At 72.5% G+C, this 15,739-nt stretch carries 16 protein-coding genes; 13 read left to right on the top strand and 3 right to left on the bottom strand.

What is annotated here, in order from left to right; all coding sequences use genetic code 11:
- Window positions 1-38 precede the first annotated feature (38 nt).
- The gene (locus tag JHW41_RS00175) at window positions 39-779 is read right to left on the bottom strand and encodes a LuxR C-terminal-related transcriptional regulator (protein WP_198944557.1); all 741 of its coding nucleotides are present in this window, start codon (window positions 777-779) and stop codon (window positions 39-41) included.
- Window positions 780-922: 143 nt separating this feature from the next.
- On the opposite strand from JHW41_RS00175, the gene JHW41_RS00180 reads away from it, so the two are divergent.
- From JHW41_RS00180 to JHW41_RS00205, 6 genes are all read left to right on the top strand, one after another.
- Complete coding sequence (locus JHW41_RS00180; protein ID WP_078996090.1) at window positions 923-1,882, top strand: MBL fold metallo-hydrolase; 960 nt, start codon at window positions 923-925, stop codon at window positions 1,880-1,882.
- A gap of 4 nt (window positions 1,883-1,886) precedes the next feature.
- Window positions 1,887-3,482 (top strand): FAD-dependent oxidoreductase, encoded by a 1,596-nt coding sequence (locus JHW41_RS00185; protein ID WP_250448549.1) that lies wholly within the window; start codon window positions 1,887-1,889, stop codon window positions 3,480-3,482.
- Complete coding sequence (locus JHW41_RS00190) at window positions 3,479-3,697, top strand: DUF2783 domain-containing protein (protein WP_057949702.1); 219 nt, start codon at window positions 3,479-3,481, stop codon at window positions 3,695-3,697. Before JHW41_RS00185 ends, JHW41_RS00190 begins: the two co-directional genes overlap by 4 nt.
- Window positions 3,694-4,995 carry a homogentisate 1,2-dioxygenase gene (hmgA, locus tag JHW41_RS00195; protein WP_250448550.1) on the top strand — a complete coding sequence of 434 codons (1,302 nt, stop codon included), beginning with the start codon at window positions 3,694-3,696 and terminating at the stop codon, window positions 4,993-4,995. Before JHW41_RS00190 ends, hmgA begins: the two co-directional genes overlap by 4 nt.
- Window positions 4,992-6,302: a fumarylacetoacetase gene (gene fahA / locus JHW41_RS00200; RefSeq protein ID WP_250448552.1), complete on the top strand. Its 1,311-nt coding sequence runs from the start codon at window positions 4,992-4,994 to the stop codon at window positions 6,300-6,302. Before hmgA ends, fahA begins: the two co-directional genes overlap by 4 nt.
- Before the next feature lie 203 nt (window positions 6,303-6,505).
- A complete protein-coding gene (locus JHW41_RS00205; RefSeq protein ID WP_250448554.1) occupies window positions 6,506-7,933 on the top strand; it encodes an APC family permease in 1,428 nt (475 codons plus the stop codon).
- A 19-nt stretch (window positions 7,934-7,952) separates the two neighbouring features.
- Here the strand turns inward: JHW41_RS00205 and JHW41_RS00210 are convergent, their stop codons facing one another.
- Window positions 7,953-8,702: a 2OG-Fe(II) oxygenase gene (locus tag JHW41_RS00210; protein ID WP_250448556.1), complete on the bottom strand. Its 750-nt coding sequence runs from the start codon at window positions 8,700-8,702 to the stop codon at window positions 7,953-7,955.
- Window positions 8,703-9,071: 369 nt separating this feature from the next.
- Between JHW41_RS00210 and JHW41_RS00215 the strand changes: the two genes are divergently transcribed.
- The 7 genes from JHW41_RS00215 to JHW41_RS00245 all read left to right on the top strand — a co-directional run bounded on the left by JHW41_RS00215 (window position 9,072) and on the right by JHW41_RS00245 (window position 14,955).
- Window positions 9,072-9,617, top strand: a complete 546-nt coding sequence (locus JHW41_RS00215; protein WP_250448558.1) for a hypothetical protein — start codon at window positions 9,072-9,074, stop codon at window positions 9,615-9,617.
- Window positions 9,614-10,237, top strand: a complete 624-nt coding sequence (locus JHW41_RS00220; RefSeq protein ID WP_250448560.1) for a hypothetical protein — start codon at window positions 9,614-9,616, stop codon at window positions 10,235-10,237. Before JHW41_RS00215 ends, JHW41_RS00220 begins: the two co-directional genes overlap by 4 nt.
- A 55-nt stretch (window positions 10,238-10,292) precedes the next feature.
- Window positions 10,293-11,054: a hypothetical protein gene (locus tag JHW41_RS00225; protein WP_250448561.1), complete on the top strand. Its 762-nt coding sequence runs from the start codon at window positions 10,293-10,295 to the stop codon at window positions 11,052-11,054.
- Window positions 11,055-11,113: 59 nt separating this feature from the next.
- Window positions 11,114-11,929 carry a hypothetical protein gene (locus JHW41_RS00230; RefSeq protein WP_250448563.1) on the top strand — a complete coding sequence of 272 codons (816 nt, stop codon included), beginning with the start codon at window positions 11,114-11,116 and terminating at the stop codon, window positions 11,927-11,929.
- 76 nt (window positions 11,930-12,005) lie between these two features.
- On the top strand, window positions 12,006-12,749 hold the full coding sequence (locus tag JHW41_RS00235) for a C39 family peptidase (RefSeq protein WP_250448565.1): 744 nt from the start codon (window positions 12,006-12,008) through the stop codon (window positions 12,747-12,749).
- A gap of 53 nt (window positions 12,750-12,802) precedes the next feature.
- Window positions 12,803-13,516, top strand: coding sequence for a hypothetical protein (locus JHW41_RS00240; RefSeq protein WP_250448567.1), 714 nt, complete (start codon window positions 12,803-12,805; stop codon window positions 13,514-13,516).
- 35 nt (window positions 13,517-13,551) lie between these two features.
- Window positions 13,552-14,955: a transporter gene (locus JHW41_RS00245; RefSeq protein ID WP_250448569.1), complete on the top strand. Its 1,404-nt coding sequence runs from the start codon at window positions 13,552-13,554 to the stop codon at window positions 14,953-14,955.
- An 84-nt stretch (window positions 14,956-15,039) separates the two neighbouring features.
- Here JHW41_RS00245 and JHW41_RS00250 read toward each other — a convergent pair whose 3' ends face one another.
- Window positions 15,040-15,708: a hypothetical protein gene (locus tag JHW41_RS00250; protein ID WP_057949691.1), complete on the bottom strand. Its 669-nt coding sequence runs from the start codon at window positions 15,706-15,708 to the stop codon at window positions 15,040-15,042.
- Window positions 15,709-15,739 lie beyond the last annotated feature (31 nt).

The raw sequence follows: 15,739 nt of genomic DNA on the forward strand, positions 1-15,739 counted from the left end.
CGCCTGTCCCTGCGCGCCAGCGCGGCGGCGGCGTGCGCTCAGTCGAGCAGGGCGGCGAGGAATTCGCCGGCGCCGGCATGGCCGCAGCGGCGGTAGGCGCGCTGGCGGTAGGTCAGCACGCTGGCCGCGCCGATCGCCAGCTCCGCGCCGATCTGCGCGGCGCTGCGCCCGCTCAGGGTGCGCGCGACGATCTGCCGCTCGCGCGCGCTCAGCGCCGGATAGGCCGCGCGCAGCCGCGCTTCCAGGCGCGCGAGCGGATCCGGCGCGGGCGGCGGCGGCTCGCGCCGGCTGAGCGCGGCCATCGCCAGCGAGCCCAGCGCCGCCAGCGCGCGCGCCGGCTCGCCGCGCGCGTGCGGGCCGCGATAGAAATTCAGCACCAGGCGCTCGTCGCCGCGCTGCCAGCCGAAGCAGACCTTGTCGGCGAACGCGGGCCGGCGAAAGCAGGTGTCGCGGTAGTCGCCGGCGGGAATCTGCGCGGCGCGCACGACCCGCACGAAACCGCGCGCCTGGCCGGCGTCGCCGCGGTTTAGCGGATCGAGCCGGTAGTAGCGCTGCGCATAGCCGCGGGCGCGCTCCTGCGCGTCCTCGCGGTCGCTGCATGAGAGCAGGGCTTGCGGCGCGGCGTCGGCGCTGACGCGATAGGCGAACACTTCCTCGACCGCGTCCAGGCGCCGGGCCGAGCCGAGCAGCACCGCGCCGAAACGCGCGCCGCCGGCCGCGGCCAGCACGCTCGCGCCGAGTTCCGGGTCCAGCGGTGCGTCGAGATCGCGGCTGCGCATGTACGGTCCGGCCGGCGGAAGACCGGGCGACGATAAGCGCGCCGCGCCGGCGCTGTCCATCGATCTGTGGACAGACGGCACGCCGCGGCGCGCGCATCCTCGGCGCAGGCCGGCGCGGCGCCGGAATCCTTCGGAGCGATCCCATGAGCAAGCCTTTCGCCTCGTCCACCGATCTGGCGGCGAAGACCGAAACCCTGGAAGTCCTCGCCGACGGCGTCTACGCGCTGACCGCCGAGGGCGACCCCAACGTCGGCGCGTTCGAGGGCGAGGATTTCCTGGTCTGCATCGAAGCGCGCGCCACGCCCGCGGCGGCGCGCGACTGGCTGGCGCGCCTGCGCGAGCACACCGACAAGCCGGTGCGCTATCTGGTGCTCACCCACTACCACGCAGTGCGCGTTTTAGGTGCCAGCGCCTTCGATGCCGAACACATCGTCGCCAGCGAGACCACGCGCAAGCTGATCGAAGAACGCGGCGAGCAAGACTGGGCCAGCGAACTGGGCCGGATGCCGCGCCTGTTCAAGCAAGCCGAAGGCGTGCCCGGCCTGACCTGGCCGACCCAGACCTTCGCCGAGCGCCACCGCATCGAACTGGGCGGCGACCGCGGCGCGCTGGAACTGCAGTTCTGCGGCCGCGGCCACACCGCCGGCGACATCGTGGTCTGGCACGACAAGAGCAAGACCCTGTTCGCCGGCGACCTGGTCGAGGCCGAGGCGGCGCTGTACACCGGCGATGCGTTCCACTTCGACTGGAGCGGGGCGACGCTGGACCGGGTCAAGGCGTTTCGCGCGCAGATCCTGGTCGGCGGCCGCGGCCGGGTCGCGCGCGGGACCGAGGCCTGCGACGCGGCGATCGAGCAGACCCGCGAATTCCTGCGCACGATGATCGCCCAGGTCGGCCGCGTGCACGCCGCCGGCGGCGGCCTGCGCGAGGCGTTCGCGGCCGCCCACGATGCGCTCGCGCCGAAGTTCGGGCGCTGGCCGATCTTCGAACACTGCCTGCCGTTCGACGTGCAGCGGGTGTGGGACGAACTCGACGGCATCGACTGGCCGCGCATCTGGACGATGGAGCGCGACCGCGAGGTCTGGGCGCAACTGCAGGACTGACGCCATGGCCAACGTCGCAGGCATTCCGGTGTGGCGCGAAATCGGCGCCAGCGCGCGCGCCAGCCGCGAACCGCTCGAGCGGCACGCGGTGGTCGTGGTCGGCGCCGGGCCGGTCGGACTGGCGCTGGCGCTCGACCTGGGCCGGCGCGGCCATCGCGTGGTGGTGCTCTCGCGGTTGGACTTCGTCGCCGCCGGGTCCAAGGCGATCTGCTTCTCCAAGCGCTCGCTCGACATCTTCGACCGCCTCGGCGTCGGCCAGGCCATGGTCGATCGCGGCGTCACCTGGAACGTCGGCAAGGTGTTCTGGGGCGCCGACAGCGAGCCGGTGTACCGCTTCGACGTGCTGCCGGTCAAAGACCAGCAGCGGCCGGGCTTCATCAACCTGCAGCAGTATCACGTCGAGGACATCCTGATCGACGCGCTGCAGCGGTTGCCGAACGTGGACCTGCGCTGGGGCCACCGGCTCACCGCGGTCGCGCAGGGCGAGGATGCGGTCGAGATCGCCGTGCGCAGCGCGCACGAGGAATACCGCATCCGCTGCCAGTGGCTGGCCGCGTGCGACGGCAGCCGTTCGACCGTGCGCGACCGGCTCGGCCTGGATTTCGAAGGCCGCGTGTTCGAGGACAACTTCCTCATCGCCGACGTGCGCATGGACGAAGGCGAGGGTCCGGCCGAGCGCTGGTTCTGGTTCGACCCGCCGTTCAATCCGGGCCAGTCGGCGCTGATGCACAAGCAGCCCGACGGCGTGTGGCGCCTGGACTTCCAGCTCGGTTGGGACATCGACCGCGCCGCCGCGGCGCAGCCGGAGAACGTCGAGCGCTACGTGCGCGCGATGCTCGGGCCACGGGCGAAGTTCCGCCGCGAGTGGTACAGCGTCTACACGTTCCAGTGCCGGCGCATGCAGCGCTTCGTGCACGGTCGGGTGCTGTTCGCCGGCGACAGCGCGCACCTGGTCTCGCCGTTCGGCGCGCGCGGCTGCAACGGCGGCCTGGCCGACGCCGACAATCTGGGCTGGAAGCTCGACCGGGTGCTGCGCGGCGCGGCGGATGCGGCGCTGCTGCACAGTTACGACTTCGAAGCGGTGCTGACCGCCGACGAGAACATCGCCCACTCCTCGCGCTCGACCGACTTCATGACCCCCAAGTGCGCGGCCAGCCGCGCCTACCGCGACGCGGTGCTGGAACTGGCGCGCGACTGCGCGTTCGCCCGTCCGTTGGTCAATTCCGGACGCTTGTCGACCGCGGTGAGCTACCCGGACAGCCCGCTCAACACCGCCGACGCCGACGACTGGGACGGCGGCGTCGCGCCCGGTTCGCCGGCGTTGGACGCGCCGCTCGGCGAGGGCTGGCTGCTGCGCGCGCTCGGCGATCGTTTCGTCTTGCTGGCCGACGGCTGGCGCGGCGAGCCGCCGCAGGACGTGGAGTTGTACGACCTGGGCGCGCGCGCCGAGGGTCTGGACGCGCTGCGCGCGCGCTATGCGCTGCGGCCCGGCAGTGCCTACCTGATCCGTCCCGATCACTACGTCTGCGCGCGCTGGCGCCGGCCCGACCGCGTCGCGGTCGCCGCCGCGCTGGCGCGCGCGCAAGGCAGGCCGCAATGAGCGCATTGAATCTGCAACCCAACCTGGCGCGCGCGGACGAGGTCTACCAGCGCCTCATCGAATTGCACCAGGGCCTGGACGAGGCCGCCAGCCGCCGCGCCGACGCGCGCCTGGTGCTGATCCTGATCAACCACATCGGCGACGCCGACACCGTGCTGGCGGCCATCGCCGTGGCCGGCCGTGTCGCGCGGCCCGCGCAGGAGGAACCGGCATGAACTACGCGAACGGCTTCGGCAACCACCACAGCAGCGAGGCCGTGCCCGGCGCGTTGCCGCTCGGGCAGAACTCGCCGCAGCGGGTGCCGTTCGGCCTGTATGCCGAGCAATGGTCCGGCAGCGCGTTCACCGCGCCGCGCGCGGAGAACCGGCGCAGCTGGCTGTACCGGCTGCGGCCGACCGCGCAGCATCCGCCGTACGTGCCCTACGCGCGCGACACCCTGCTGCGTTCGGGCCCGTTCGACGAAGAACCGGCCTCGCCGAACCGCCTGCGTTGGGACCCGCTGCCGCTGCCGCAGGCGCCGACCGATTTCATCGACGGCCTGGTCAGCTACGGCGGCAACGGCGATGTCGCCGCCGGCGACGGCATCGGCATCCACCTGTACGCGATCAATGCGCCGATGCGCGGGCGGGCGTTTTCCTGTGCCGACGGCGAATGGCTGATCGTGCCGCAGCAGGGACGCCTGCGGGTGGACACCGAGCTGGGCCGGATCGAGCTGGAACCGCAGCAGATCGCGGTGCTGCCGCGCGGCCTGCGCTACCGGGTCGAGCCGCTGGACGGCAGCGCGCGTGGTTACGTTTGCGAGAACTACGGCGCGCCGTTGCGGCTGCCCGAGCTCGGCCCGATCGGCGCCAACGGCCTGGCCAACCCGCGCGATTTCGAAACCCCGCTGGCTTGGTTCGAAGACCGCGACGAGCCGACCGAGGTGGTGCAGAAGTTCCAGGGCCGGTTGTGGACGATGGAATTGCCGCATTCGCCGTTCGACGTGGTCGCCTGGCACGGCAACCTGGCGCCGTATCGCTACGACCTGCGCCGTTTCAATACGATCAACACCGTCAGCTTCGACCATCCCGACCCGTCGATCTTCACCGTGCTGACCGCGCCCAGCGACACGCCCGGCACGGCCAACATCGACTTCGTGATCTTCCCGCCGCGCTGGATGGTGGCCGAGCGCAGCTTCCGCCCGCCGTGGTTCCACCGCAACGTGATGAGCGAATTCATGGGCCTGATCCACGGCGAGTACGACGCCAAGGCCGGCGGCTTCGCGCCGGCCGGCGCGTCGCTGCACAACCAGATGAGCGGCCACGGCCCGGACCGGGCCAGTTACGAGCGCGCGATCGCCGCGGACTTGGCGCCGCACAAGATCGACGGCGCGATGGCCTTCATGTTCGAGAGCCGGCGGGTGATCCGCCCGACCCGCTTCGCCGTGCGCACGCCGCTGTCGCAGCTCGATTACGACGAATGCTGGTCGGACCTGGACAAGGCCCGGCTGGCGCCCGCGCAGGTGCCGGCGTGAGCCGGCCGCGCATCGACGCCAGCCACGATCCCGCGCTGCGCAGCTGGGTCGAAGGCGCGCAGGAGCACGCCCAGTTCCCGATCCAGAACCTGCCCTACGGCGTATTCGCCCCGCCCGGCGAGGCGGCACGCGCGGGCGCGGCGATCGGCGACTGCATCCTCGATCTGCGCGCGGCGGCTGCGGCCGGGGCGCTGCCGGCGGACGCCGTGCCGGCGTTGCGCGGCGACAGCCTCAACGAACTGTTCGCGCTGGCGCCGGCCGCGCGCGCGGCGTTGCGGCTGGCGCTGTCGCGGCTGCTCAGCGACGAGGCCTGCGCGGCCGCGGCGCGGCCGTGGCTGCATCGCGCCGACGACTGCGCGCTGCAGTTGCCGATGCGCATCGGCGACTACACCGATTTCTACGCCGGCATCCATCACGCCGAAAACGTCGGCCGCCTGTTCCGCCCGGACCGGCCGCTGCTGGCCAACTACAAACACCTGCCGATCGGCTACCACGGCCGCGCGTCCTCGGTGCGCGCCAGCGGCGCGCCGGTGCGGCGTCCGCACGGCCAGTGGCTCGCCGCCGCAGACGCCGAGCCCGAATTCGGGCCGAGCCGGCGGCTGGACTTCGAGCTGGAACTGGGCGTGTGGATCGGCCGCGGCAACCGCCTCGGCGAGCCGGTGCCGATCGCCGAGGCGCACGCGCACATCGCCGGGCTGTGCCTGCTCAACGACTGGTCGGCGCGCGACCTGCAGGCCTGGGAATACCAGCCGCTGGGGCCGTTCCTGGGCAAGAGCTTCCTGACCACGGTGTCGCCGTGGGTGGTCACCGCCGAGGCGCTGGCGCCGTTCGCGGTCGCCGCGCCGGCGCGGCCCGACGGCGATCCGGCGCCGCTGCCTTACCTCGACGATCCCGGCGACCGCAGCCATGGCGGCTATGCCATCGAACTCGAGATCGCGCTGCGCACCGCGCGAATGCGCCGCGACGATGCGCCCGCGCAAACCCTGACCCGCACCGCGGCCGCCCGCCTGTACTGGACCGCGGCGCAGATGATCGCCCACCACACCAGCAACGGCTGCAACCTGCAGCCGGGCGACCTGCTCGGCAGCGGCACCGTGTCCGGCCCGGGCGAGGACGAGTGCGGCAGCCTGCTGGAGCGCAGCCGGGGCGGCCGACAACCGCTGACGTTGGCCAACGGCGAGCTGCGCAGCTTCCTCGAAGATGGCGACGAGGTAAGCCTGAATGCGACGGCGCGCGCGCCGGGATACGTTCCGATCGGTTTCGGCGAATGCCGCGGCCGGGTCGTTGCGGACAGCGATAAAGCATAAAAATTATGCTTTTCTGAGGCGTTTTGGTGCCTTTATAAATCCGCGCACACCGACTGCGTGTCCGCATAGCGTCGCTTAGTCACGATAAATGCAGTGCATCTGCTCATCGCCGTCGTCGATGGTGGCTAGCGGACGCAACGTGCGCGAGGATCGCTGTCCGATGGGTCCGCGCGCAGGCACGCCGCGGACGGCCAGGGGGACGGATGAGCGATACATCGACGCAACGCTTGAAAGCCGGCGCGGTCGGCTGGGTCCAGATTCTCGCTTTCGTGTTCGCCACCACCGGACCGATGGTCGGCCTGCTCGGCGGCGTGCCGGTGGCGTTCGCGCTGGGCAACGGCATCGGCATCGTCGGCTGTTTCCTGTTGGCCGGCGCGGTGTACCTGGTGTTCAACATCGGCTTCGCCGCGCTGGCGCGGCACGTGGTCGATGCGGGCGCGTTCTACGCCTGCGTCGCGCGCGGGCTGTCGCCGTCGGCCGGATTGGTCGCGGCCGGGCTCGCGGTGAGCGCGTACATGGCGCTGCAGTTGTGCTGCTACGCGATGATCGGCTTCTTCATGGAACAACTCGGCCAGCGGCTGTGGGGTGAAGGCCTGCCGTGGTGGTTCTGCGCCTTGCTGGTCAGCGCGGTGGTGCCGTTCTGCAGCCAGCGCAATCTGGCGTTCGCCGCCTGGTTGCTCGGGCTGCTGGCGTTGGCGGAGTTCGCGATCATGGCCGCGTTCGTGATCGCGGTGCTGGCGCAGGGCGGCGGCCCGGAGGGGTTGAGCGCGCAGCCGCTCGCGTTGTCGCAGGTGTTCTCGGCCGGCTTCGGCGCGTCGATGGTGTTCGCGATCGCCTCGTTCTGCGGTTGCGAGACGGCGGCGGTCTACGCCGAGGAAGCGCGCTCCCCGCAGCGCACCGTGCCGCGCGCGCTGTACGCGGCGGTGCTGGCGATCGCGACGACCACGACGGCGGCGGCGTGGGCGCTGATCTCGGCGTACGGCCCGCACCGGGTGGTCGAGGCGGCGCTGCGCGATCCGGGCCGGCTGTGGTTCTCGATGGTGCCGCATTTCGTCCCGCCGGGCCTGGCCGAGGCGATGTCGGGCCTGCTGCTGACCAGCCTGTTCGCCGTCATCGTCGGCATGCAGAACGTGGTGTCGCGCTATCTCTACGCGCTGGGCCGCGACGGCGCGATCCGCGCCGAGCTGGCGCAGATGCATCCGGTGCAGGAAACCCCCTACGTCGCCAATCTGGTGCAGGCGACGGTGTCGGTGCTGCTGCTGTCGGCATTGGGTCTCGTCGAGCAGGACCCGTTGCGCATCGCCATCGGCGCGACTTCGGCGTTCGGCGCGATCGCGCTGGTGTGCGCGCAAATCCTCACCAGCCTGGCGGTGATCGGCTTCTTCCGCGCCCGCAGCGACGGCGGCGTGCTGGCGACGCGGGTCGCGCCGGCGCTGAGCGCGGCGGCGCTGTCGGCGTTGCTGGCGACCATGTTGGCCAACCTGCCGCTGCTGACCGGCGGCAGCGGCGCGGCGGCGTGGACCATCGCGATCGCGTTGCTGGCGATCGTGCTGCTGGGCGCGGCGTATGCCGCGGCGCTGAAGCGGCGCGCGCCGGCCGTCTACGCCGCGCTCGGCCGCGGCGGACGCTGAGCGATCGCCGTCGCCATGCTCAGCCGCCGGCGTACAGCCGTTCGGCGCGCTGGAACAGGATCCAACTGGTGGCGATGTACTTGTCGCCGCCCTTGGGCCGGTTGCCGCGATGGGTGTGGGTGAAGGCCGCCGGCGCGATCAGCAGGTCGCCGGCGCGCGGAGCGATCTTGCGGCGCTGGTAGAGGAACTCGGTCTCGCCTTCCTCGAAGCCGTCGTTGAGGTAGATCGTCCACAGCACGTGGCGGTGCAGGGTGTCGGCGTGCGGGTCGCGCGGGTACAGCTCGCAGTGCCAGTAGGGATAGCCGCCGCGGTTGGCGGTGTAGCGCTGCAGGTTGATCGCGCCGGGACGGAACACGGTCTGCGCCACCGGCGACAGCGCGTTGTCGTCCATCTGCGCCATGCGCTCGGCGGTGATGCGGTGGCGCTTGCCGTCGGCGCCCGGCGTTTCCAGCATCAGCGGCGCGATCATGGTGTGCGGATAGCGGCGCAGGTATTGCAGCAGGCCGCGGAACACCGCCAGGTTCAAGGTCTGCTCGACGTCCTTCCAGCCGTCGCGGCCGGTGATGGTGAGGTCGCGGCTGTCCTTGAGGTCGGGCATCACCCCGCCGCCGACGCGGCCGGGCTCGCTGTCGCGGCTGGCGTCGAAGCGGCGCACCAACTGCTCGCACTGCTCGCGCGTCAGCGCCTCGGGATAGACCTCGATGAAATCGTCGCCGCCGGCGGCGGCGGCGGGCAGCGGTTCGTGGACGGCGTCGGCGGGCGATGACATGGCGTGGGCGGGCGAAGGCAAGCGAAGTCCCGATCCTCGCACGTGCGCGCGAGGTTGCGGAAACGCAACGTCGCCCGAGCGGCCGCGATGTTGCGACCGCACGCACGCGACGAAAGGCCCGCTGCGCCTGCGCTGCGCGGTCGCGCGCGCCGAAGCTGACCGGGGAAAACCGCGCGTCGGCGCGGCCGCGGCGCGTTGCGCCGGCGCAACGCTTTGCCCGCGCGGCGCCGGCCCGGTGTCGGCCCCGCGCGCAAAAGCGCTTTCGATTCAATCGTTTGCAAAGTTGGCACGGGTCTGGCGTAGGACCTCTCGCCGGCCGCGACTGCCCCGCTTCCGGCGTTTCGAGCATCCCCCGTCTCGGAGTCCGCCATGTATCCGTCCGTCCCCCGCGTCGCCGCAATCCGCGCCGCCCGCCGCCACCGCCACGCTTCGGCGCTGGCCGCGCTGGTCCTCGCCGCCGCCCTGCCCGGCGTGCGCGCGGCCGGGCCCGGCGCCGACCCCACACCGGGCGCCGACCCCACCGTGGTGATCGCCCGCACCGTCCACCCGCGCATCGCCTATCGCGCGCTGCCGGCGCAGGACAATCCGGTGCGCACCGAGGCGACCACGTTCCCGGGCCAGGTGTTCCACGCCACCCTGACGCGTTCGCTGGCGCCGCTCGACGATGCCGCACTCGGCCAGCACGGCTCCGGCGGCCTCGGCGTCGCCGCGGCCGCCGATGCGGCGAGCGCGATGCTGGTGCCCGCGGCCGCCACCGGCGCGGGCGCGACGTTCGCCGGGCCGGGCGCGTCGGCGCCGCTCGGCGCCAGCGCCAGCGTCGGCGGTGCGGTGGTCGGCGCCACCGCCGGTCTCGGCGACACCCTCACCGGCGCGGTCATGCAGGCGCTGGCACCGCCGCCCGGGAGCGGGCGGTGAACGCGCGCCACCGCCCGTTGCGCCACGCGCCGCTGTGGCTCGCCGGCTGCCTGCTGGCGACCGCGATCGCCGGCGACGGCCGCGCGCAGGGCGCGCCGCTGGACCGCGCCGAGGTCGGCGCGGCCGGCCGCGGCCTCGACGGCCGCGCGGCGATCAACCAGGCCGCCGGCGCCGGCAACGCCCAGGCCAACCAGGCCGCGCTGTCGCTGTCGCCCGGTGGACTGGCCATCGCTTCGGCAAGCGCCGGACAGCGGGTCGAACGTCCCGGCCCCGCGGCGCTGTCGCGCGACGCGCAGGCGCGCATCGGCGCCGGCGCCTTCGACGGCGCCCACGGCCTGCTCCAGCTCAACCAGGCCGCCGGCGCCGGCAACGCCCAGCTCAACCGGTTCGCGCTCGCGCGCGGCGCCGCGAGCGCGCTCGACGATGCCGCGCTCGCCGCCGTCGCCGGCCCGCCGGCCGAGGCAGCGCCCACCCGCGCCGCGCCCGGCGCGCGCCAGGCCGACATCGCCGCGGACGCCCTGCGCGGCGGCCAGGGCGTGCTGCAACTCAACCAGACGGCGGGGACCGGCAACGCGTCGGTCAACGCCATCGTGCTCCGACTGCCGGGGAGCGCTCCATAACAACCACAACGGCGGAACGCAGTCGCGACACCCACCACCCTTCAGGAGAGAGATCATGAAAGCGCAACTGACCCTGCTCGCCCTCGCTTTGGCCGTCGCCGCGCCCGCGTACGCCGAAGGCGACGACGCCCGCATCCACAGCGACACCTCGGTGAGCAACCGCATCCATGTCGGCGGCCACGTCGGCGTGCGCGGCAAGATCCGGGTCGCGTCCGAATCGGCCGCGACCGTCGACCAGGACCAGAACGCCGTGGGCAACAGCTCGCTCGGCGACGGCGACCACGACGCCCACCTCGGCGGCAGCGCGCTGTCCAACGCCCAGGGCAACATCGGCGCCAACGTCGCCGCCGGCGTCGGCAACGCGCAGAGCAACGACACCGCGCTGTCGGCGGTGGACGGGCAGAAGGTGTTCGCCTCGGCGATGGTGTTCAACGACCAGAAGACCGCGTTCAACTACGCGACCTCCAGCCAGCAGGACACCTACTACGACGCCACCCTGGACGGCAGCGCGCTGTCCAGCGCCAAGGGCAGCATCGGCGTCAACGTCGGCGCCGGCGTCGGCAACGCGCAGAGCAACGGCATGGCCGCCTCGGTCAACAGCTCCGGCACGATCGCCAAGGCCGCCTCCGACAGCGAGCAGCACACCTGGCTCAACGAACTGGCCGCGGCCTGCGACCTGGACACCTTCGCCACCCTCGCCGGCAGCGCGCTGTCGGGCGCGCAGGGCAACATCGGCGCCAACGTCGCCGCCGGCGTCGGCAACGCCCAGCACAACGGCCTGTCCATCGCTACCGCGTCCTGCGGCAGCTGCCAATGACGCGCGCGCGGCCGCGGCGGCACGCGCCGCCGCGGCCGCGCTCCCGACGGAGAACCCCGATGAAACTCATGCATTCCCTGCTCGCACTCGCGCTCGCGGCGCTGGCCTCGCCGGCCTTCGCCGAGGGCGACGACGCCCGCATCCACAGCGACACCTCGGTAAGCAACCGCATCCAGGTCGGCGGCCGCGTCGCGGTCAAGGGCCAGATCCGGGTCGCGTCCGAATCGGCCGCGACCGTGGACCAGGACCAGCACACCCTGAGCAACGGCTCGCTCGGCGACGGCGACCACGACGCGCGCCTGGGCGACAGCGCGCTGTCCAACGCCCAGGGCAACATCGGCGCCAACGTCGCCGCCGGCGTCGGCAACGCGCAGAGCAACGACACCGCGCTGTCGGCGGTGGACGGCGAGAAGGTGTTCGCCTCGGCGATGGTGTTCGGCGCGCAGAGCGCGCTCGGCAACTTCGCCGCCACCAACACCGACGACACGTTCTACCGCGCCACCCTCGACGGCAACGCGCTGTCGAACGCCAAGGGCAACATCGGCGTCAACGTCGCCGCCGGCGTCGGCAACGTCCAGGGCAACGGCATGGCCGCCTCGGTCAACAGTTCCGGCACGGTGGCGCTGGCGACCTCCGACAGCGAGCAGCGTTCGCTGGCCAACGTCCTCGACAGCGACGGCCGTCGCCTCAGCCTGGACCTGTACGCCTCGCTCGGCGGCAATGCGCTGTCCGGCGCGCAGGGCAACATCGGCGTCAACGTGGCCTCCGGCGTCGGCAATCTGCAGCACAACGGCCTGGCGATCGCGACCGCGTCCTGCGGCGCCTGCGCTCCGCCGCCGCCGCCGCCGCCGAGCTGCACCAGTTGCGGCGACTGACCTCCCCCCGCCGCACCGCGATGGCCGCGCGACGGCCATCGCGGCCTTGCCGCCGTTTTCCCGTCGATGCCCCGCCATGTCCGCCTCCCCTGCCCGCGCCGCTTCGTTCGTTATCGCCCTTGCGCTCGCCCATGCCGGCGCCGCGCCGGCGCAGCCGTCCGCCGCGCCCGGCGAGCGCTACAGCGCGGTCGATCTCACCCGGCTCACCGGCGCCACCGCGACGCCGCTGCGCAAACCGATGCGCAGCCTGCGCGATCTGCGCTACCGCGAACTGCTGCGCCAGCGCTACGACTTCAGCTGCGGCTCGGCCGCGCTGGCCAGCCTGCTGCACTACGGCTACGGCCTGGACGTCGACGAACCGGCGCTGATCGAAAAGATGATGGCCGGCGCGGACCCGCGCGAAGTGGTGCGCAACGGTTTCTCGATGCTGGACATGAAGCGCTACGTCGAAGGCATCGGCATGCGCGCGCACGGCTTCCGCATCGACGCCGAGGCGCTGTACCGGCTGCAGATGCCGGTGATCGCCCTGCTCGACCTGCGCGGCTACCGCCACTTCGTCGTGATCAAGGGCGCGGCCGGCGGACGCGTGTTCGTCGCCGATCCCGCGCTGGGCCACCGGGTGATGCCGCAGGCCGAATTCGAGCGCGGCTGGAACGGCATCGTCCTGGCCGTGGTCGGCGACCGGCCGATGCGCGCGGATTCCTATCTGGTCGGCGACCGCAGTTCGCCGGCGCTGCGACGACGCGGCGACGCGCTCGAACGCGCCACCGCCGCACCGCGCGCCGCCGAATACGCGCTGACCCTGTCCGACTGGTTCTGATGTCCAGCGATTTGTTGAGGTGCCCGATGAAACGTCCATCGCTCCGACTTTCCTTGCTGTTGGCCCTCGCGGCCGCGACCCCACCCGCTGCGGCGCTGCCGCCGCTGCGCGCGGACCTCGTCGACGACGCCACCCTGGCCGCGCTCAACGGCCGCTATTTCGATGCGCAGATGCTGGTCGGCCTGCGCGTGGACCTGATCTCCAGCGTGGCCACGCCGCAACAGGGCGCGGCGATGGCCAGCGGCTCGCTGCTGGTGCTGCGCGACGGCGCCGGCTTCAGCGTGCGCAGCGACGCGCGCAGCGAAGCCGCGGCCGGCGTCGGCGCGGACGCGTCGGCGGCCGCCGCGAGCGGCGCGGAGTCGGTGCGCATGCATGGCATCGGCCAGCTCGCCCAGATCGCCGGCGACGGCAATCGCCTGTCGAACCTGGCCGCGATCGAATTCGTCGATGCCGCCGGCCTGGCCGCCGACGCCGGCGGCTTCAACGGCCGCACCCACAGCGACAGCGCCGCCGGCGCGCTGCGCGCGCAGGTGACCTTCCTCGACGGCGCCGCCGCGGTCGGCGTGCAGGCGCCGGGAGTGTCGCTGCAACAACGCCTCGACGGCGGCCTGGGCGGGATCGCCCAGAGCGGCCGCATCGCCGGCGACGGCGTGGCCGCGGGCAACCGCCTGCAGCTGCAGATCGCGACCGCGCCGATGACCCCGCAATTGGGGCGCGAACTCGGCTTGCTGCAGGCGCTCGCCGGCCTGCGCGGCGTGCCGCGCTGAATCCCCTCGACGCCGGCATGCAAGGAGGCCCGATCATGCGCGCCGCACCGCTGTCCCTCATCCTGGCCGCGACGCTCGCCGCGCCGGCCCATGCCGCCGGCGCGTCTGCGTCCGACGGAGCCCCGTCCGGCGAAGCCGCATCCGACCCATCGTCGTCGCCGCCTCCGTTCGCGTCGCTGCACCAGCGCATGCTCGAGATGAGCCGCGAACTGGCCGCGCAACGCGCCGAAATCGAGCGCCTGCGCGGCGAGGTCGACGAACTGGAACTGGCCGGCCGCGGTCGCGGCCTGGGCCCGACGCAGACCGCGGCGCCCGACGGCGCGCAGCAGGGCGCGCCGCGCGATGCGCGCGAGTTGGCGCAGGACGCGCGGCGCAAGGCGGCCGACGATGCGCGCGGCGAAGACCAGGCCGACCCGGGCAACAGCGGCGACGGCGCCGCGCCGGTGCAGATCGGCCAGGCCCAGCGCGACGAGGACGCGCAGCGCCGCGAACAGGAAAAGGCGCTGGTGGTGCGCGAGCATGCGCCGCTGTTCGAACGCCGCTTCACCTTCGACGCGGGCATCAGCTACAGCTATTACGATCGGCGCCAACTCGCGCTCAGCGGCTTCCTGGCGCTGGACGCGATCTTCCTCGGCAGCATCAACCTCGACCAGACCAAGGCCAGCATCGGCACGGTCGAACTCAGCGGCCGCTACGGCCTCAGCGACCGGCTCAGCGTCGAGGCCAGCCTGCCTTACGTGTATCGCGATTCGCGTTTCGTCAGCGGCGGCGCCGGCGGCGCGTCGAGCGTGGTCAGCGAAGTGCGCATGCGCTCGCAGGGGCTCGGCGACGCCAGCGTGGCGGCGTACTACCAGTGGGTGAAGGAATCCCAGCGCTGGCCCGACATCGTCACCAGCCTGCGCGTGCGCGCGCCGACCGGGCGCGATCCGTTCGGGCTCAAGCTGGTCCAGCCCGACGCCGACAACAACAACCTCAACATCCCCGAGGACCTGCCGACCGGCTCGGGGGTGTGGGCGGCGACGTTCAACGTCTCGGCGCTGCGCACCTACGATCCGGTGATCCTGTTCGGCAACCTCGGCTACACCTACAACCAGCCGCGCGATTTCGACGACATCTCGCCGGTGGCCGAACAGGTCTCGCCGGCGCGGGTCGCGCTGGGCAACACGGTGCAGCTCAGCGGCGGCCTGGCGATCGCGCTCAACGATCGCTCGGCGGTGAGCTTCAGCGTCGCCAGCGCCACCACCGGCGCCACCCACACCACCGCGCCGGGCGCGCGCAAGCGGCGCGTGGCCGGCAGTTCCAGCAACTCCACCACCTTCAACATCGGCGCCAGCTACGTGTTGCCTTCGGGCTGGACCTTCAACGGCCAGCTCGCCGCGGGGCTGACCCCGGACGCGCCGAACTTCGTGTTCTCGCTGCGCGGATCGCGCTCGTTCTGAGCGCGCCGCGCGGTTTCGCTTGCGGGCCATGACGTCGCACGGTGCCCGGGGACGGGGCGGAGGGTTTCCGCCCCGTTTTTTACCTCACAGGCTGTCCCAGCGGTCCTTGATTTCCGCGCAGGCGGCGGTCAGGCCGTCGAGCCGGCGCTTGCTGGCCTTGGGCGCGGTGTAGATCCTGCGGGTGGCGATGTCCACCACGTAACAGCGCGAAGGCCGCACCACGCCGGGAGCGGACAGCTTGCGTTCCAGGTGCGCCTGCAGCGCGGCGGCGACGTAGTTCGCGCCGGTCTCGTTCAGGGGCTGGCTCTTGGAAAAGTGCAGCTTGACGCATCCGACCGCTTCGCCCGACTGCGGATCGAGCAGCAGCGCATCGGGGCGGGCGACGACGCGCACGCCGGCCAGCTCGATCCCGTCCGCGCACCGCGCATCGGCCGCGACCGGAACCAGCGAATCGAGGTCGAACCCGGCGCTGAGTTCGACGAAGGAGTCGATGGCGTCGGCGGAATGGGCGCGGTCCTGGGTTTCGAACTCCGAGCCGCCGGCCTCGCGCCTGAGCGCCTGGGCGATGCCGTGCGCGCGCGCGCCGTCGGCCAGGCCGGACGCGATCAGGCCGGAGATGGCCTCGCGCGCATGTTGGTAGCGCACGGCCTTGACCGCCGGTACGTGCTTTTGGTCCCTGACGATCTGCCGCCGCCGGGCCGGCGTGGCCGTCATGTATTCGCCGAGTTTGTTGACCGAGATGCGAGGATCCATCCTGTTCCCTGTGTCGGTGATTGCACCGACA

It is taken from the genome of Lysobacter enzymogenes (assembly GCF_023617245.1).
GTDB lineage: Bacteria > Pseudomonadota > Gammaproteobacteria > Xanthomonadales > Xanthomonadaceae > Lysobacter > Lysobacter yananisis.

Coding starts and splice junctions, on each gene's coding strand:
- JHW41_RS00235 (WP_250448565.1), top strand. CDS start 12,006: ATGTCCGCCTCCCCTGCCCGCGCCGCTTCGTTCGTTATCGCCCTTGCG.
- JHW41_RS00225 (WP_250448561.1), top strand. CDS start 10,293: ATGAAAGCGCAACTGACCCTGCTCGCCCTCGCTTTGGCCGTCGCCGCG.
- JHW41_RS00245 (WP_250448569.1), top strand. CDS start 13,552: ATGCGCGCCGCACCGCTGTCCCTCATCCTGGCCGCGACGCTCGCCGCG.
- JHW41_RS00230 (WP_250448563.1), top strand. CDS start 11,114: ATGAAACTCATGCATTCCCTGCTCGCACTCGCGCTCGCGGCGCTGGCC.
- JHW41_RS00215 (WP_250448558.1), top strand. CDS start 9,072: ATGTATCCGTCCGTCCCCCGCGTCGCCGCAATCCGCGCCGCCCGCCGC.
- hmgA (WP_250448550.1), top strand. CDS start 3,694: ATGAACTACGCGAACGGCTTCGGCAACCACCACAGCAGCGAGGCCGTG.
- JHW41_RS00180 (WP_078996090.1), top strand. CDS start 923: ATGAGCAAGCCTTTCGCCTCGTCCACCGATCTGGCGGCGAAGACCGAA.
- JHW41_RS00185 (WP_250448549.1), top strand. CDS start 1,887: ATGGCCAACGTCGCAGGCATTCCGGTGTGGCGCGAAATCGGCGCCAGC.
- JHW41_RS00250 (WP_057949691.1), bottom strand. CDS start 15,708: ATGGATCCTCGCATCTCGGTCAACAAACTCGGCGAATACATGACGGCC.
- JHW41_RS00210 (WP_250448556.1), bottom strand. CDS start 8,702: ATGTCATCGCCCGCCGACGCCGTCCACGAACCGCTGCCCGCCGCCGCC.
- JHW41_RS00205 (WP_250448554.1), top strand. CDS start 6,506: ATGAGCGATACATCGACGCAACGCTTGAAAGCCGGCGCGGTCGGCTGG.
- JHW41_RS00175 (WP_198944557.1), bottom strand. CDS start 779: ATGCGCAGCCGCGATCTCGACGCACCGCTGGACCCGGAACTCGGCGCG.
- JHW41_RS00190 (WP_057949702.1), top strand. CDS start 3,479: ATGAGCGCATTGAATCTGCAACCCAACCTGGCGCGCGCGGACGAGGTC.